This window comes from Enterococcus silesiacus (assembly GCF_001886225.1).
GTDB lineage: Bacteria > Bacillota > Bacilli > Lactobacillales > Enterococcaceae > Enterococcus_L > Enterococcus_L silesiacus.
This window is the reverse complement of sequence record NZ_JXLC01000002.1, coordinates 1-16,740: the sequence shown is the minus strand read 5'-3', so window position 1 is coordinate 16,740 and position 16,740 is coordinate 1. Positions and strand designations below refer to the sequence as shown.

General features: G+C 34.8%; 19 protein-coding genes and 1 pseudogene. 5 read left to right on the top strand and 15 right to left on the bottom strand.

Going from position 1 to position 16,740, the window contains the following annotated elements:
• Window positions 1-3 precede the first annotated feature (3 nt).
• The 5 genes from citC to RV15_RS01250 form a co-directional block, all read right to left on the bottom strand.
• On the bottom strand, window positions 4-999 hold the full coding sequence (gene citC / locus RV15_RS01265; protein WP_071876255.1) for a [citrate (pro-3S)-lyase] ligase: 996 nt from the start codon (window positions 997-999) through the stop codon (window positions 4-6).
• Window positions 1,000-1,012: 13 nt separating this feature from the next.
• Entirely contained in the window at window positions 1,013-1,138 is a 126-nt protein-coding gene (locus RV15_RS19035) for an OadG-related small transporter subunit (protein WP_281246817.1), read from the bottom strand.
• A 34-nt stretch (window positions 1,139-1,172) separates the two neighbouring features.
• Window positions 1,173-2,288 (bottom strand): sodium ion-translocating decarboxylase subunit beta, encoded by a 1,116-nt coding sequence (locus tag RV15_RS01260; protein ID WP_071876254.1) that lies wholly within the window; start codon window positions 2,286-2,288, stop codon window positions 1,173-1,175.
• A 43-nt stretch (window positions 2,289-2,331) separates the two neighbouring features.
• Entirely contained in the window at window positions 2,332-2,718 is a 387-nt protein-coding gene (locus RV15_RS01255) for an acetyl-CoA carboxylase biotin carboxyl carrier protein subunit (RefSeq protein WP_071876253.1), read from the bottom strand.
• 266 nt (window positions 2,719-2,984) lie between these two features.
• The gene (locus RV15_RS01250; RefSeq protein ID WP_071876252.1) at window positions 2,985-3,314 is read right to left on the bottom strand and encodes a hypothetical protein; all 330 of its coding nucleotides are present in this window, start codon (window positions 3,312-3,314) and stop codon (window positions 2,985-2,987) included.
• A 399-nt stretch (window positions 3,315-3,713) separates the two neighbouring features.
• Here RV15_RS01250 and RV15_RS01245 point away from each other — a divergent pair, with 399 nt between their 5' ends.
• The 3 genes from RV15_RS01245 (at window position 3,714) to citG (ending at window position 6,763) form a co-directional block, all read left to right on the top strand.
• Complete coding sequence (locus RV15_RS01245; protein WP_071876251.1) at window positions 3,714-5,057, top strand: CitMHS family transporter; 1,344 nt, start codon at window positions 3,714-3,716, stop codon at window positions 5,055-5,057.
• Window positions 5,058-5,187: 130 nt separating this feature from the next.
• The gene (locus RV15_RS01240) at window positions 5,188-5,892 is read left to right on the top strand and encodes a GntR family transcriptional regulator (RefSeq protein ID WP_071876250.1); all 705 of its coding nucleotides are present in this window, start codon (window positions 5,188-5,190) and stop codon (window positions 5,890-5,892) included.
• Window positions 5,876-6,763 carry a triphosphoribosyl-dephospho-CoA synthase CitG gene (citG, locus tag RV15_RS01235; protein ID WP_071876249.1) on the top strand — a complete coding sequence of 296 codons (888 nt, stop codon included), beginning with the start codon at window positions 5,876-5,878 and terminating at the stop codon, window positions 6,761-6,763. Before RV15_RS01240 ends, citG begins: the two co-directional genes overlap by 17 nt.
• On the opposite strand, the pseudogene RV15_RS19135 reads toward citG, so the two are convergent.
• Together RV15_RS19135 and RV15_RS01230 are read right to left on the bottom strand one after the other, a co-directional pair.
• Window positions 6,747-6,797 (bottom strand): annotated as a pseudogene (locus RV15_RS19135) (hypothetical protein); the annotation flags it as partial. The gene citG and the pseudogene RV15_RS19135 overlap by 17 nt on opposite strands.
• A 48-nt stretch (window positions 6,798-6,845) precedes the next feature.
• Complete coding sequence (locus RV15_RS01230) at window positions 6,846-7,562, bottom strand: response regulator transcription factor (protein WP_071876248.1); 717 nt, start codon at window positions 7,560-7,562, stop codon at window positions 6,846-6,848.
• Window positions 7,563-7,672: 110 nt separating this feature from the next.
• On the opposite strand from RV15_RS01230, the gene RV15_RS01225 reads away from it, so the two are divergent.
• Window positions 7,673-9,523 carry a sensor histidine kinase gene (locus tag RV15_RS01225; protein WP_071876247.1) on the top strand — a complete coding sequence of 617 codons (1,851 nt, stop codon included), beginning with the start codon at window positions 7,673-7,675 and terminating at the stop codon, window positions 9,521-9,523.
• A 171-nt stretch (window positions 9,524-9,694) separates the two neighbouring features.
• Window positions 9,695-10,909 (top strand): YdcF family protein, encoded by a 1,215-nt coding sequence (locus RV15_RS01220; protein ID WP_071876246.1) that lies wholly within the window; start codon window positions 9,695-9,697, stop codon window positions 10,907-10,909.
• 52 nt (window positions 10,910-10,961) lie between these two features.
• On the opposite strand, the gene RV15_RS01215 is transcribed toward RV15_RS01220, so the two are convergent.
• The 8 genes from RV15_RS01215 to RV15_RS01175 form a co-directional block, all read right to left on the bottom strand.
• Window positions 10,962-11,303 (bottom strand): hypothetical protein, encoded by a 342-nt coding sequence (locus RV15_RS01215; RefSeq protein ID WP_071876245.1) that lies wholly within the window; start codon window positions 11,301-11,303, stop codon window positions 10,962-10,964.
• Window positions 11,300-12,598: a Y-family DNA polymerase gene (locus RV15_RS01210; protein WP_071876244.1), complete on the bottom strand. Its 1,299-nt coding sequence runs from the start codon at window positions 12,596-12,598 to the stop codon at window positions 11,300-11,302. Before RV15_RS01210 ends, RV15_RS01215 begins: the two co-directional genes overlap by 4 nt.
• Window positions 12,599-13,436: 838 nt before the next feature.
• Entirely contained in the window at window positions 13,437-14,093 is a 657-nt protein-coding gene (locus tag RV15_RS01200; RefSeq protein ID WP_071876242.1) for a hypothetical protein, read from the bottom strand.
• 247 nt (window positions 14,094-14,340) lie between these two features.
• The gene (locus tag RV15_RS01195) at window positions 14,341-14,781 is read right to left on the bottom strand and encodes a hypothetical protein (protein WP_071876241.1); all 441 of its coding nucleotides are present in this window, start codon (window positions 14,779-14,781) and stop codon (window positions 14,341-14,343) included.
• Between the two features lie 137 nt (window positions 14,782-14,918).
• Window positions 14,919-15,392: a DUF2691 family protein gene (locus RV15_RS01190; protein WP_083429059.1), complete on the bottom strand. Its 474-nt coding sequence runs from the start codon at window positions 15,390-15,392 to the stop codon at window positions 14,919-14,921.
• On the bottom strand, window positions 15,389-15,862 hold the full coding sequence (locus tag RV15_RS01185; protein WP_071876240.1) for a hypothetical protein: 474 nt from the start codon (window positions 15,860-15,862) through the stop codon (window positions 15,389-15,391). The genes RV15_RS01190 and RV15_RS01185 overlap by 4 nt, the downstream gene beginning before the upstream one ends.
• A 258-nt stretch (window positions 15,863-16,120) precedes the next feature.
• A complete protein-coding gene (locus RV15_RS01180; protein ID WP_071876239.1) occupies window positions 16,121-16,525 on the bottom strand; it encodes a phosphoribosylaminoimidazole synthetase in 405 nt (134 codons plus the stop codon).
• Window positions 16,526-16,530: 5 nt separating this feature from the next.
• Window positions 16,531-16,740, bottom strand: a 210-nt coding sequence (locus tag RV15_RS01175) for a hypothetical protein (RefSeq protein ID WP_071876238.1), incomplete at its 5' end; no start/stop codon positions are given.

Here is a 16,740-nt window from a genome sequence, read left to right as displayed (position 1 = left end):
TCGTTACTTATTTTTTTGTTTCATTATTTCTTCAAACGTTTTTGGCGGAACAAGCGGCTTAATCGCTGTGTAATTTCCCTGTTCCATCAAAGCGCGAACTTTGGTAGCGCTGATCGCTTCTTCATCTATTTTTTTTCTTGGTAAAATAACTAGTTTCAGCTCTGAACCAAAGGTCTTTTTCATCGCTTGATTGTAAATCTCCGTTACTTCTGAAAATGGCTCTTCTCCAACAAATCTAGCTGAAATTGACAAAGTAGAGGCAATTTTTTCTTTGAATAAAGTGGCATCCAGCACAGCCTGAACTTGAGCAATACTAGCTTTTGCCTGATCCTTCAAAAAGTATGATGGAAAAGTTGCACTGGATACCATATATTCTCTTGTTGGTAAAACAACAACATTTGATAAGTGACTAACGCCTTCTTTTACCAGTTCAAAACGTGTCTTTGCATCAAATAATGAGCGCTCCTCAGACAAAACAAAGAGATAAACTGTTTCCGCCCATTTAGCTGCTTCTGTCACTAAATATAAATGACCATTCGTAAATGGATTGGCATTCATTACAATGGCTGCATTGTTTTGTGTCATACGTTGTTGCTTTTTAAGTTCTGTTAAATAGTCTGCAAAATCAGGAAAGCCTTGTTCCATAAAAACCAGTTCGGTCGTTGCCGCAATTTCAGTAAAACCTAAAGAGTGAAACAACTTGCTGTTTTTTGGTTTTGTATATAAAAAATAATGCTGATAACCGATTTCCTCAAGTCGTTCTCGTAAGGCTTGAACAATTTTGGAAAGCAGATTTTCATTTTGATAAGAGGTATCAATTGCAAGACATTTTAAAATATTTCTAAAAATTGATCCGGTTCCAATCAGCTTCTCCTGATCGTAGATGCCGATGGTATAGTCTAGCTGATCATCAGGTATTAGATCAGCCTTAATCAGAAAATCTGACCACTGTTGTTTTCCTACCTGATCTCGATCAAGCCAAATTCTTCTGATATTCATTCCTTATCACTTCCTATTTTTTAGGTGGAAATAATTTACTTAACATAACAGACGCAAAGTAAATCACAAAAATGACAACAAACACGCCACCCCATCCAAAAACCAAAAGCTCCAATGATTTTAGTAAATCAGCTGACATAAGCCAAGCTCCTTTCCTTTTCTTCTATCAAACTCTACGCAAGCAGTGCCAATAATAAGCCGCCTGCAATAACAGACGCGATCTGTCCAGATACATTCGCACCTGCTGCATGCATTAAAATAAAGTTCTGCGGATCTTCATCCGTTGCCATTTTTTGAATCACTCGACTGGACATTGGAAATGCTGAAATTCCTGCCGCACCAATCATTGGATTGATTTTTTCTTTTCTAAATAGATTTAATAACTTGGCAAATAAGACACCACCCACTGAATCCATAATAAAGGCAACTAATCCAAGACCAATGACCATTAAGGTATCAATTTGTAAAAATTCTTCGTACTGCATTTTCACTGAAATCGCCAAGCCAAGTACGATACTAATCAGGTTTACCAACTCATTTTGCGCTGTCACAGATAAACGATCCAAGACTCCACACTCACGTAGTAAGTTCCCAAACATTAAGAACCCAACTAGTGGAAGTGAGACTGGTGCTACCAATCCAGCGACAATCGTAATCACGATAGGAAATAAAATCTTCGCTGTTTGTGATACTTCGCCAGCACGGTAAGTCATGCGAATTTGACGTTCCTTTTTCGTTGTAACAGCTTTAATCGCCACTGGCTGAATAATAGGAACCAAGGCCATGTAAGAATAAGCCGCTACCATGATTGCACCCATATATTTCGAATTCAACGTGTTCGCAACGAAGATGGACGTTGGACCATCTGCTGCTCCGATAATTCCGATAGAAGCCGCATCATTTAAATCAAAGCCTAATAAAACGGCCGCAATAATCGTAAAGAAAATCCCAAATTGAGCCGCTGCACCGAACAACAATAAAAATGGATTTTGCAATAATGGCCCGAAATCGATCATAGCGCCAATACCGATAAATAGTAACAATGGAAATAACTCCGTTGAAATTCCTATATCAAACAACACTTGAAACGGGCCAGCTTCTCCGCCCGCACTTAGGACACCTGAATGAGGGAAATTGACTAAAATTGTTCCTAATCCCATCGGAACGAGTAAAGTAGGTTCATACTCTTTTTTGATTCCCAAATACATCAGGATGCCTCCGATCACCATCATTACAATGCGACCAGGCTCCTGTCCCATTCCTACTACGCCTTCAATTAATGTCTCCACAAACGTCACTTCCTCTTTTAAAATTAAACTACTTTTTTTCTATTTAACCGATTGTAATTAATGGTTCTCCCGGATTGACCATATCGCCTTGTTTAACATGAATTCCTGTGACCATGCCAGCTTTACCTGCTACGATTTCATTTTCCATTTTCATAGCTTCAAGAATCATTAACGGTTGATTTTCTTGTACAGTATCGCCAACATTTACCAAAATTTTCAAGATTGTTCCAGGCATCGGTGATAACATCGCATCGTTTCCAGCTGGCGCACTTGCTATCGGCGCTACTTGCTCAACTGGTGCAGGTGTTGGTGCCGCTTCTACTACAGGTGCTGCTGGTGTTGAAACTGGCGCTTGCGGTACTCCACCAATCTCTTCCATTTCTACTAAATACTCTTTTCCATCAATTGCAATTTTGAACTTACGTAACATTTTTTCTCCTCCTAAAATTAAAAGTGTAGCAGGCTCATCCAGCCTTGACAGAAAAATAGGAAAATATAACTGAGGTGCTTTTTGCCTCATTTATATTTTATCTTTTTTCCGAAAGGCTAGCCTGCGAAGCTAGATAATGATTAAACGCACAATGGGCTCGTCCGGCCTCGACTGAAAAATAGAAATTATAACTGAGGTGCTTTTTGCCTCATTCATAAATATATCTTTCCCTAAAGAACTAACCGACCCATCAAGTAATCCAAAAACTAATTCGTTCTTTTCTCCTTTATTGACTGAATAACAAACTGGCTCTCTACGTGATCAGCCGATGCAATACTGGTAGCGATCACAGAAACCAATTGTGCTTCTGGATTTCTTTTTGAAATGCGTTTAATAACAAACTCACTTTCTGGTTGATCACCGGCAGCGATTGCTGTTGCAATTAACGAAACAAATTGATATTCTGTGCTTTCTACTGGGATATATCCAGCAATTTCTTGCCACTCAACTTTTTCCTCTACAGTAGAAGAAAGTAGTTGCTGATCCGTTTTCATTTTTGTTTTTTCTTTATTAAACAGCCGTTCAAATAGACCCATGAACTCACATCCTTTCTGTTTATGAATTCATTATAGGTAAAAACGATTACAATAAAATGAAATCATCCACCTTAAATTGTTCTTTCGCTGTTCCTCTTTGTCCAAAAACTTTTAAAGCTCATCAAAACCTTGTTATATCAACGTTTCAAAGCATTTAAGGTTTTATTAACATCTTATTAACATCTCTTTAAGAAACCGCTCTCATTTGTGTTTTTTTGGTGTTCTTTTTCCGCTTTCCGTCTATTTATCTAAACTTTCTTAGCTTAAACTAAGCATGTTAAACGAAACAAGAAAGGGCTTTCTAAATCTACCTTACTGTTATTTTTCTATAGACCCAACACCACAAAGAGACGCCCGATTGTTTCGGAAAACGAATTTAGTGTTGAAGGAGAGAAAAAAATGTTATTAACTGTTTTGTCTTATGTGATGATCATCGTCTTCATGTTTGTCATCATGAAAAAGAAAATGTCACCGTTTACAGCTCTAGTTTTGATTCCACTGATTTTTGCTTTGATTGCAATGTTTGCGGGTGTTTCTAAAGAAGGCTCCATTGGAGACTTCGTTATGGAAGGAATCAAAACAACATCCACCACTGGTATCATGTTATTGTTTGCCATTCTTTATTTTTCAATTATGCTGGATGCTGGGTTATTTGACCCAATCACGAAAAAAATGATCCACATTGCAAAAGGCGATCCGATGAAAGTATTGATCGCTACAGCTGTTGTTGCGGCTGCTGTTTCTCTTAATGGAGATGGCACGACGACGACATTAATCTGTTGTTCAGCTTTTATTCCTATCTATAAGAAACTGGATATGAAATTGATGAACTTAGCCGTCATTGTTATTTTGCAAAATACGATCATGAACTTACTCCCTTGGGGTGGACCAACCGCACGTGCAATGAGTGTGTTGAATGTTGGCGCTGAAATTTTGGCTTATCTAATTCCTGGTATGATCCTTGCCTTACTTTATGTGATTTTCATCGTTGCGCCTTCTATGGGTAGAAAAGAACGTGCTCGCCTGGGCATCAAACAGCTGACAGATGAAGAAATCGACGCAATGACAACTGTTACAGACGAAGAAACATTGGCGATCCGTCGACCTAAAATTTGGTTATTCAATGCGATTTTAACCATTTCCTTGATTGCATTGTTAGTGACAGACTCATTTGTTGGTCTTGGTTTACCACCGTTGTTCTTATTCTTAACTGGTACTGTAATTGCTTTAATGGTTAATTATCCTGTCTTAAAAGACCAATCAAAACGGATTGGAGCAAATGGCGGCGATGCGGTTCAAGTTGTTATTCTAGTTTTTGCAGCGGGTGTCTTCATGGGTCTTTTCCAAGGGACTGGTATGGCAGATGCATTAGCTCAAAGTTTCACAAAAATCATTCCAAATCAATTAGCCGGTTTTTGGGGCTTAGTGATTGCCTTGATTTCAGCTCCTGGTACTTTCTTTATTTCAAATGATGGGTTCTACTTCGGTGTGTTACCTGTTTTAGCAGAAGCTGGACGTGCTTACGGATTTACAGATATGCAAATGGCGTTGGCTTCATTAATGGGACAAGCTTTCCACTTATTAAGTCCATTAGTTGCTTTCATCTATCTATTACTTCGTTTAACAGGTTTAGATATGGGGCAATGGCAAAAAGAATCAGCTAAATGGGCGTTGGGCATTTTCGTTATCTTTGTTGTAACGATCATCTTGACTGGTCATATGCCGCTGTATATTCCACAATAACCATTTTTGTTCTTTGAAAATCGTACATTTCATAAAAAGATTTGTGCGATTTTCTTATCTTTTTTTAAGCAATATAGAATAAAAATATTCATTTATTTTTCCTACTATTAATCAGAAGAGGAGTAATCAGATGAGTACAATATCAGAAGCAGTTGGAAAAAATTTAGATTTAAGCGCTAATGAGCCATTGAAAGAACTTGTTTATAAAGCTTTCCGAAAAACAATTATTCTAGGTGAAATCCCTGCTGGCCAACGAATCAACGAAAAAGAGTTTTCCGAAGTGATGAATATCAGCCGTACACCGATCCGCTATGCCTTACAAAAGCTTGTTGAAGAAGGTCTTGTTGACCATGTTCGTGGTGTGGGGATCATCGTTCGAGGAATCTCACTCAATGATGCCAATGAGATTTATGCTATCAGAAAGTCTTTGGATGTTTTAGCTACGATCACAGCGATGAAAGAAATGAATTCTGAAGATTTTGATGAGTTAAAAGCGCTGTTAGAAGAAACGGAACGTTTAAATGAAGCTAATGAAATCGATCAGGTTTTACAAAAATTCTCTGATTTCAATGAATTGATTTACGAAAAAAGCAAGATGTTACGCTTAAAGTCGATCGTCATGAAACTACGTGAATATCTTGTCTACTTTCGTGATATTTCGATTCGTTCTAAAGATCGCCGAGATAAAGCATTAAATGAGCATTGGTTGATTTATAAATGCATGCTAAATCAAGAAGAAGAACAATTAAAACTACTTATCACAGAACATTTGGATTATTCTCAAACCTTTATTCTTAAAGAAATGGAAAAACATTTAAATGAAACAGCGAAATGAACAGGACGCGCCTAAACTAGTCAGTGAATTTGCTTTAGAAGCGCTATTATACGAAGCTAGCCTTTATCCTAAACCAGGTCTGGTCGACCCTAAAAGCTGCGGTGCCCATGCAGACATGAATTATTCTACTTTTATTGATAGTAGCACCGCACTTGCTCCATTTCTTTCAGAATATGTTGAACTAGGGTTTGATCATGACGCTTCCCCTTCTATTTTGTTTGAAAAGGTTCGTGCACTTGGGCAACAGGCTGAAGCTGCAATGCTAAGAAAAACCCATGGCGTCAATACCCATAAAGGCGCAAACTTCTCTTTTGCCTTACTTTTAAGTGCAACAGGAAAAATAATCAATGATAAACAATTGCAGATTCCCTTTACAAAACAAGACACAGCAGACGTTTTTAACTATGTAAAACAAATGACAAAAGGGTTACTTTCAAAAGATTTTTCTGGTTTGGCCCATAAAAAGCACTTAAGTTACGGAGAAAAGCTTTATTTAGAACATGGTATCGTTGGCATTCGCGGCGAAGCAGAATTAGGCTATCCTTCCCTTAATGATAGTGCACTACCGTTTTTAAGAGAGCACTATAAAAGAGATCAACGCATGTTGTTTTTAATTTTGTTGTTGCACTTAATGGCAATGGTCGAAGATTCCAATTTAATCAATCGGGGCGGTATCGCTGCTTGGCAAACCGTTCAAAAACAAGCAGCTGAGCTTTTACAAACACTTTCTGTCAATAGCTCAGAAAAAGAACTAGAACAGGCTTTAATTCTTTTTGATCAACAATTGATTGAAGAAAATCTTAGCCCTGGTGGATCAGCTGATTTAATTGCTTTAAGCTTCTTTTTTTGTCGCTTGGAAGGCTTATTTTGAGTTTTACATAATAAAAAAATACAAAAAAGGTGATGACGACCGATCACCACCTTTTTTATAAAAATATTCGCTAACTATTAGTTCATGCCTCTTTGCCTTCTGGATTAAATAGATACCCAATTCCCCAAACTGTCTGTAAATATTTTGGCTTTTTAGGGTCATCTTCAATCTTATTTCTCAAATAGTTAATGTACACCGTGATCAGATTCTTATCCATGTCTCCATCACTCCAGACGCTGGCGTAGATCTGTTCCTTACTAAATACTTGATAGGGATTTTCCATAAAAAATAAAATCATCATAATTTCTTTAGACGTCATGCTCACGATTTCACCATTCTTAGTAAATTGGTACTGGTTTTTATCAAATGAAAAAATCCCATCTTTCAATAGTGTTTCTTCTCGATGCTGGCTTAATGTCAACAACTGCTCTGTTCGATTTAACGTACTGATGACTTGCGCTCGTAAAACATCTGGTGCAAAAGGTTTAGAAAGATACACATCCCCACCAGATTCTAGACCACTGATGATATCTTGCTCGCTTTTTTTCCCACTAACAAAGATAATTGGTGTCAAGGGCTGGCGTTCTCGAATCAATTGAGCCAAATGATAGCCGTCATTTTCATGTTCTAAACTGACATCTAAAAGAAATAATTGAAACTCTACTCGGTTCATGATATCTACTGTTTTTTCGATCGTATCACTCTGATAAACCAATAATCCCGTTGACTGAAGCGACTTCCAAATCAATCGGCGAATTGCAGGATCGTCATCTACCACTAAAATTTTTTCATTTCGCAACGTGTACACCTCATTATTTTTTTCCATTATCTATACAATAGCGGAATTATCTTTAAATTTCAACATGAACTTGTTATGATATGAACAGACTTTTAAAAGGAGCTAGACCAATGAAACGAACAAATAGAATTGTAAACATCATGATCGCAGCGATGACCATCTTTATTGTTGTATCCGTTTTCTTTGCAATTCGGGGATTTTCCATTATTCGCAAAACAACAACGGCTAGTGGACAAGACTTTTTGCTACAATCGACAGAATATGTTGGTAAAGTGATCCAGCTTTCTATGAAAAATCGCCATCAAGCGCTTAATTATCTAGCAATCGACGGGAATTTAAAAAATAGCGATGATCCGGAGACTTACCTAAAAAACAGTGCTTCATCACTCAATACCTTTTTTGATTCTTTAAATAATGAAGCTAATGCGCTCTTTTATATTGAACCTGGCGGCACACCTCTATATGCCTTTCATTGGGACTCTGAAAAAAAACAGGTCTTGATTGCAGATACTGAAACGATTCGTCCCTTTATCAGTCATGATTTATCCTTAAAACAACTATTGGATAAACCAACTGCTCAAAATGGTGATTCGTACTTTATCGATAAAAAAGCGTATGTTAATTTTTATCAAGAAATTAGAACTTCAACTGGTTCCATTGATGGTTATTTGATTTTACCACTGAATCTAGAAGCCTTTTACAAAAATTTTCTACAGGATTTTGAATTGGGCTATAAGGGCTACCCAATGATCAAGGATCGTTCGATGACGGTGGTTATGCATCCTGTCGCACAACAAGTTGGCTTAGATATTATCAACGGGCGGGAAAAACTGTACCCCGACTTTGACTATTCTGATTTAAAACGCCTGGAAAACTATCAACTAAACCATGATTCAGGAAAATTGACTTATAAATCTTATTGGTGGGATGAAGATACTCCAACAGAAGTTTTAAAAATAAGTGCCTTTGAATGGATTGATGTCGGTCTTGCTCATTGGGTTGTTGCGATCAATGCAGATTATAACGAACGAAATGATGATATCATCAACTTCGTCATCGTTTTGTCTTTCCTTTTAGTTTTATTATTACTTTTAATCATTATTTGCTCTTTATTTATTCATAATTTCAGAAAAAAAGAAACAATCGAAGCAGAAAACCGCCAATTGATCGAAAAACAAAAGCAGCAAAAAATGCAGCATCAATTAGAATTAGAACTCTATCAGCGAAACAAAATGGAAACTGTCGGTCTACTCACGACTTCGATCGTCCATGATATGAACAATTTTTTAACACCAATTATCGGCAATACCCAGCTATTATTGGAAGAACATAGAGAGGATCCTGTACTAGAAGCAGATTTGGAAGAAATCCTTCATTCTGCCCAAAAAGGAAAACAGCTGTCGTCAAATGTCCTACGCTTTTCTAAACCTCAAAAAAGTGTTCAGGAATGGATCGATATTTCTGCTGCCATCGGTGTTGCTACTCACTTAATTGGAGAAATTATTCCTAAAAAAGTGCAACTTTCTTTAACCATTCAGGAAAATCTTGGAACCACTAAATTAGAAGAAACTGATTTACAAAATTTGATCTACAACTTGATCACGAATGCCTACCAAGCCACAAAAGAAAATTCAAATAAGCAGCAGCAGATTCAGATCACAGTTTCACCTACTTCAAAAGAATTGACTGCACTGCTGAAGAAAAATAGTCATCAGACGAATCTAATTGACGACTTTGTTACATTGGAAATTTCTGATAATGGTCCAGGCATCCCAGAAGAATTACAAGAGAAAATATTTGAACCCTTCTTTACAACGAAATCCGCTGATGAAGGTACTGGATTAGGTCTTTTCGCAGTGACTTCAATCGTTGCCAAATACGAATGGCATCTTTCATTAGTTTCCGAAGAAGGAAATGGAACTAGCTTTTTTATCACATTTCCAGTTCGTTCTTCTAAATAGGTTTATTTTAGAGTGTAGTTGGGAGTCCCAAGTGCACTCTAATTTTTTTCTCTATGCTGTGCTGATTTACTTAAACCATAGGCTATTTACATTTTCTTAAGGTTTGTAGTTCTTTTTTCTCTTATTTTTCGTTATACTAAATATGAAATCATTTATTGAAGGAGTTCTATTATGGGGAATTATTTTAGCATTATCATCGGGATTATTTATCTTATTGGTGTATTTATCATCCCAAAATGGCGGAAAAAAAAGCTCAATCAAAATTGGAAATTTTTTGAGTTACTTTGGTTTTCACTTTGTTTTATTATTTATGTCATTTTTTTAGAAGTACAACTTCATACGTATTATTTTTTGATTCCATCAAGCTTTCTGTTATTTTTTCTTTTTTGTTATTTTAAAGAAAAACGTAGGTTAGTCAACGGATTGGTTTTTAATTTATTTTTAGTGGTCGGGATGACTTATTTGGGCTCTTTGCTTTTTAGAACATCCGACCCATTACTATTTATTTTAGCGATGACAACAGTCTTTTTCTTATTACTGTTGTTATTGATCGGACTCTATGCTTTACTTGCTTTCTTGTATTGGAATGCAATCGTTGTTTTGCGTAAAGAAGGGCATTCTTTCGCAAATTTATTAACTTTACTTTTAGCCATCGGCTTGACAGCTTTTCTGATTTTTAATTATTATTCAGCCCGAATCTTGCCACAGTGGGCTTCTCTATTATTTGGAATTTTACCATTTATCATGTTTTATTTTTCTATCGTGTTCTATAATTTTTTAACGATCTCGATTATTTACCAATTTAATCAGCCTAAATATACTCAAGATTACATCATTGTCTTAGGTTCAGGTTTAATCGACGGGAAAACAGTTCCACCACTTTTAGGTAAACGGATCGAAAAAGCAATCCAATTTTATAAAGCTCAGTCCGATGCCACTTTAAGCCCACCTAAAATCCTGATGTCTGGTGGTAAAGGTGACGATGAACATATCGCTGAAAGTATTGCAATGAAACAGTACGCCCTTGAAAAAGGGATTCCAGAAGATGCTATTTTAGTTGAAACTAATTCTAAAAATACTTTAGAGAACATGCGCTTTTCAAAAGAAATTATGGAACAAGATTTTGGAGGAACTGATTTCCGAGCAATTTTTACGACTAATAATTTTCATCTATTCCGTGCTGGTCTTTTTGCCAAAATGGCTAATCTAAAAGCGGACGGTATCGGTGCTCGAACAGCCTTCTACTTTTTGCCGAATGCCTTTTTAAGAGAATTTATTGCGATCGTGATGATGCATAAACGTCGTCATTTGATCATGTGTGGTCTAATTGCGGTAATGATGATTTTATTCTCATTAGCTGAATTCTTTCTCGTTACTCACCGTTAAAACTGAAAAACCCTCTAACTTTAGCCTTGTCTATAAAGTTAGAGGGTTTTCTTTAGTATAACTGGACATGGCGAATTTCATCGTACCCAATCTTATGACCCCCTACATAAATTCCCAACTCATCATGTCCTTGAATCATGCCAATAATATCTGCTCCATAATTTCCTTCACAATCCAGTTCTTCTTTTTGAATCCTCACTTCAACTTGATTTTGAAAAGCCTGAGCTAATACCTCATCGATTTCTGACCAGCTCATTTGGATTTTCTTTTCAGCTGGTCGTATTTTTTTCTCTTGTTCAATTATTGCGGTATGTTCAGATAAATAAAACCCTGCCCACTTTTTCATTTTTCGATCTTGATACTGTTCAAAATAATAATCTCGCTCTTTACTCATTGCAAGCCCTCCATTCCCCCTGCATGTCCTCCAACTAATGATGCTCTTGAAATTGCTGTACCGCCAGATGAAACAGAACTTGCGTGCACCAACGAAACATAGCCAAAGCGCTGCCGAATTTCGTCGATTAGCTGATCTAGTTTTAGTTCCTTCATTTGCTCATCTGGTTCATGAAATAAATCCAATTGTACATAAGTATTGTAATTCAGTTTGGAATACGTAATTCCAATATGTCGTACTTCTTCTCCGTGCCAATGCTGCCTAAAGATCGTCAAACAGTATTCGATCAATAATTTGCTGCTGTTTGTTAAAGGGACCTTCATTTGTCTTGAAAAACCAAAACCGCCTGACGAACCCGCTTTAGAAAAGCCCACAGATAAATGAACACATTCCGTCTGACAATGGGCTTTTCTAAGACGCGCTGCCACTTGTTCCGCCATTTCTCTGATCACAACTTCTATCTCATCTTGCCTCAGATAATCCCGCATCAAAATCTGAGAATTGTTATAGGAACGTTCTTCTGGTATGTATTTTTCAGATAAACGACTGCGGTCGATGCCATGTGCATGGGCATATAACTGTTCACCAATGATCCCTAAATTTCTTTTGAGACTGTTTATATCTGCATGAGCTAAATCATACACGGATCGAATGGCTAAATTGTTTAAACGTTTGGCTAAACGGTGACCGATCCCCCACATATCCGTCATTGATTCAATACGCCAAACTTTTTCAGGAACATCTTCATAATGCCACTCAGCTAACCGCTCTTCATTGTGTTTCGCTTCGATATCCATCGCTAATTTAGCTAATAAAGGATTATCACCAATTCCAACTGTGATCGCTAAGCCTGTCTCTTTTTTAATTCTTTGTTGGATGATTTTAGCCACGGCTCTTGGTGTTTGACCAAACAATTTCCAACTGGCACTTACATCTAAAAAAGATTCATCGATCGAATAAATATGTAAATCTTCCTCTGCAACATATTCTTTGTAGAGCTCATTGATTTTCATGTTTTCTTTGATATATTCATTCATCCGCGGCGGTACGATCATTAAATCTGGATGATTGGGCACATCGTATTTGCGTGTCACATTGGTGATTCCCAGCACTTCTTTTGCTTTTGGAGAAGAGGCCAGAACAAGACCGCCAGTATTTTCAGCGTGACTCATCACAACCAGCATTTTTTCAAGTGGATCATAACCTCTAGCCACACATTCGACCGAAGCATAAAAAGATTTTACATCAATACAAAAAAGCACTCTTCTAGGTTCTTTTTTATAATCAAAAATCATAGCTATCCTCTCCTTATTCTATTCCATAACCAATTATACGAACGTACGTTCCTTTTGTAAAGGGGAACAACTTTTTAAGTTTTAAAAATAGATAAATAAAAAAGAGTACATGCAATTATCAGTTTTTTTCTGATAGTTGCATGTGCTCTCTTAGTATTCAATACAGCTTCAACATAAAGTCTTCATTACTGCAGCTTCTGATAGTTGTCCTATAAATAGTTCTTTTGAAGAAAAAGTATACATCTTATTGAAGTCCATTTCTTCACAAATAAAATAGCACCCTTTCTCCTTTGATTTCAATAATCTTAACGATTTTCTTTGTATACTTATAGTCTTCTCTTTTTTTCCAACTACAAGTTTATTATATAAGTAGTTATCATCTGAATACCAATCCAACTCAGAAACCATAATTAGTTTAAGTTTTGTCGTTGCCCAAGTATGATAGTTATTTGTTATCAACGATTTAACTTGTAGTAACTTGATCAAAAAGACTAATGAAAGAACGATTAGAGTTCCAGTAAAGATATTTGATATTATACTTTTCCATCCAAATACAAAATAATATAGATTGAATAATAATATTGATAACAGTAAGCAACTAGTGAATTTCCAAATCAATTTATTAATAAACAATAATAATTTTCTTTTTATGATCGGTTCATATAGTAGCATATCGTCTATTAGAAATTTTCTATGTGATTCAAAATCCATATACAACAACCCCTTTTATTTTAAACTTATACAGTCAATATTTCGAACAAGTAACTTCCAACACTAAGTTTAAATATAATTTTTATCTCTTTCGTCTTTGTTTCATACGCTTGTAAATTCATTTAGACTACAAAAAGAACAACCCACTCTCATTTGCAATTTTTTCGTACCTTTTTTTATCTTCTTCATTCTGAAAAACTAACGGTAAACTGATGTCATAATTTGTTTTTATAATTAAAGGAACAGTATTAAAATATAAACTGCTCCACAAACATTCTCTTAAAAAACCTTTAAAAAACATAGTTAATAGATTAAGATCATCTATTAAATAAATAGTATTTTTACTAGTCTTTAGAATCTCAATTTGATTTAACAAGATATATTTATCTATTTGATCTAAGTGTTTCTCTTGGTTTATCAGAAACTCCATTAAGGTTTGATTATTTTCAAAAGTTCCAAGATCGATGTAGCACTTTTCTTTATTTAATTCAAAAACTTTTTTTATAAAACAAAGAAATTTAGTTTCTTGATTTAGTTTGAAGTAGTCATTTGAAAGTAAATTTAACCGCGGATCTTCATTGGTCATCGGCTTATTAAAAATATCTAGTGCAACTTTTATATACATTTTTTTAGCTGTGCTAAACAGCTCATTGTAATCTTCAGATTGAGTATATAGATTCCATAACTTGCTATCAATACTCACAGTATCACTATTGATTGGTTGAATCATTGGAATAGTACCATCTTCAAGTCTAATCTCTAAATTTGTTTCCTTTTTCATCATAAGTGCCTTCTCCCTTTCCTTTTTTCAAAACCTTTGTTGTTTTTAGGATTTTCTCAGGAACTTCCACCATGATTTGTTCCATTATTCTGGATTTTCAAACTCTATTTTTCAATTAAAAATCAGCTAGATTTACTCAAGATTTTTTCTTATTTCGGCAATGGTCATTTTGTGTATTATATTCTCTGTAGTATCATTTTTTTGTTTAAAATAAAATTGATAGAGTCTTTATCTATATTTAAACTTATTACTAATCTAATGTTGGATCAGCAGCAAACCAAGTAAAAATAGATTCCTCTTCTGTATTTCCCATGTTGAGCCAAGCTACATAAAATATTATTTCCTTAATATTAGTCTCTTTATTGAGGGTTAAGTCCATTCCATTATCCAAATAGAAATAATCAACACCAATAATATCCCCTACCGTTCCTATACTCAATTTTAAATTACCTTTAAAAAAACTTATTAATGATAAATTTTCTCCGGATTCAATTTCACTTTTTATCACTTCATTTTCATCAATATCTACGATGAACTTTACATTTTCAAGATTTTGAGTAAGTTTCAATGTAATACTGATTCGTTTATCAACTGAATAATTTTTACTATTAACTTTTAGTGCTTTATAGCTATATTTCTTTTCTATATTATTTTCAAATAATCGAATATTTCCTAATGGGGTTTTCAACATAAAAACTATCCTCCTACTATTTTAGCGGCATATATGTCTCAGTATTTTTATAGGAAAAGTAGAATAAAGAAATATCTTTGACTCTCTAATCTACTCATAACTATTCCTTTCAACATTGCATTCTTTAATAATTGAAATTAGTCTTCACTATTATACTTTTCTAAATCACAAGCGAATGGATAATATTTTTTTAAACTGTCAATTATTTTATCATTCTTACTTATTACAATCAGTGTATTTCCATCCCATTCTACTATCTCAAACTCTGCCAGAGGATTTTGCAAAGTCAACGGTACTTCCCAAAATCCTTTATATCCATTTGCAAATGGTAATGGATAAGTTAGCACTTCTTCCTTTTTAATATTTTTTTCAAAAGCAGAAAATACTCCCCAAATCCAATAACCATCATCCTTACTTATTAATTCAGAAAGTTTTTCTCCCTTTATCCATGTATATGATTCATTGAAAAAAGGTGTATCATTTTGTGATACAAACTCGCTATTTGTAATTAACCAGTTATATTCATTTTCTATATTTCCTATTGCTTTGAAAACATCAGATAATCGAGAAAAATTTTCTTTGTGTTTAAAAACAACTATTCCTTTCATCATTTATCAATATACTCTTTCAGACTTTCTGTGTGAAGAAATTTTTGTTGAATATCTGTAATGATTTTTTTATTTTTGCTTATGGCTAAAAATAAACTACTATCCCAAGAAACTAATTCAACTTCTGCTAACGGATGTTGGATATTTGTCTCATGTGACCAAAAACCGATATATCCATTTGCATAGGGTAAGTTATTTTCAAGAATTTTTTTCTTTGAAATATTTTTTGGAAACCCAGAAAATACTCCCCAAATAAACTGAATATCATTATTTTCTACTATTCTCATCAAGTTTTCGTTGTCTAACCAAATATAATCTTCATTTGGTTTGATCAAATCGTCCGGATAATAGTTACATTCATAATCAGTAATAAGCCAATTATACTGATTATCTTTTTTAATCGCTTCAAATATATATTTCATATTTGTAAAATAACCGCAAGGAAATTTTTTTACTACAATTGCTTCTATCATTTTCTCACACCATCTCTCCAAGTATGTTCATGAGGTACTTCTGGATGTCTTGTTGGATTTCCATGGTCATCATAATCGATATCTTGTCGTAATTGCCTTGTAGGAAATTTCTTTTTATGAGATTTCCACTCAACCCTACAAGTTTATGCCTTTATTTAAATTACAATTTTTTATGTATACAGTCAGAGTAAACTATACTTGCTATAGTTTACTCTGACTTTTATAATCTCTTTATTACAAACTAGAAATCAAATTTATTTACGTATATTCAATAAACTCATCAATTTCCTTTTTCCGTTTAAAAAATACTTCTATCGCCTCCTCTGTTCGTTCAATTAAATCATCATAATGATTATCTGTCATTACCATTTCTTTATACCCCCATAATCCACTAACAACTGAATTTATCTCATAATTATAGTACCACTCTAAATAGACTTGATGATCTACTACTTCAAATAATTCTGCTGGATACCATGATGGTAAATCTTCATGCGTTCCTATAATTAAATAATGTAATACATTTTTAAAAAGAACTTGAGCATAAATAGTATACATTCCATCTTTCTCTAATGGATACTCTGTTTTTGTAAGATCTCCTATATTTGATAATGTAAACGTATTAATACCTCTTCCCGTGGTCGCTAGACATCTTACTTTCATAAACTTCACTTCTTCCTTTCTTTAATCTTTACATCATCAACCTGTCCAGTTTTAGGATTATATTCATAATGAATTTCTTTTCCGTTAACATTCTTAGCTCTTTTTTCCCAGCCATCTGCTGCAGGCCATCTTGGGTCTGTATTCTTACCTATTAGTATCGTTCCAGCTCCTGGATTACTCAATACTTCTTCCATTGCCAATTCTTCATCCAAATC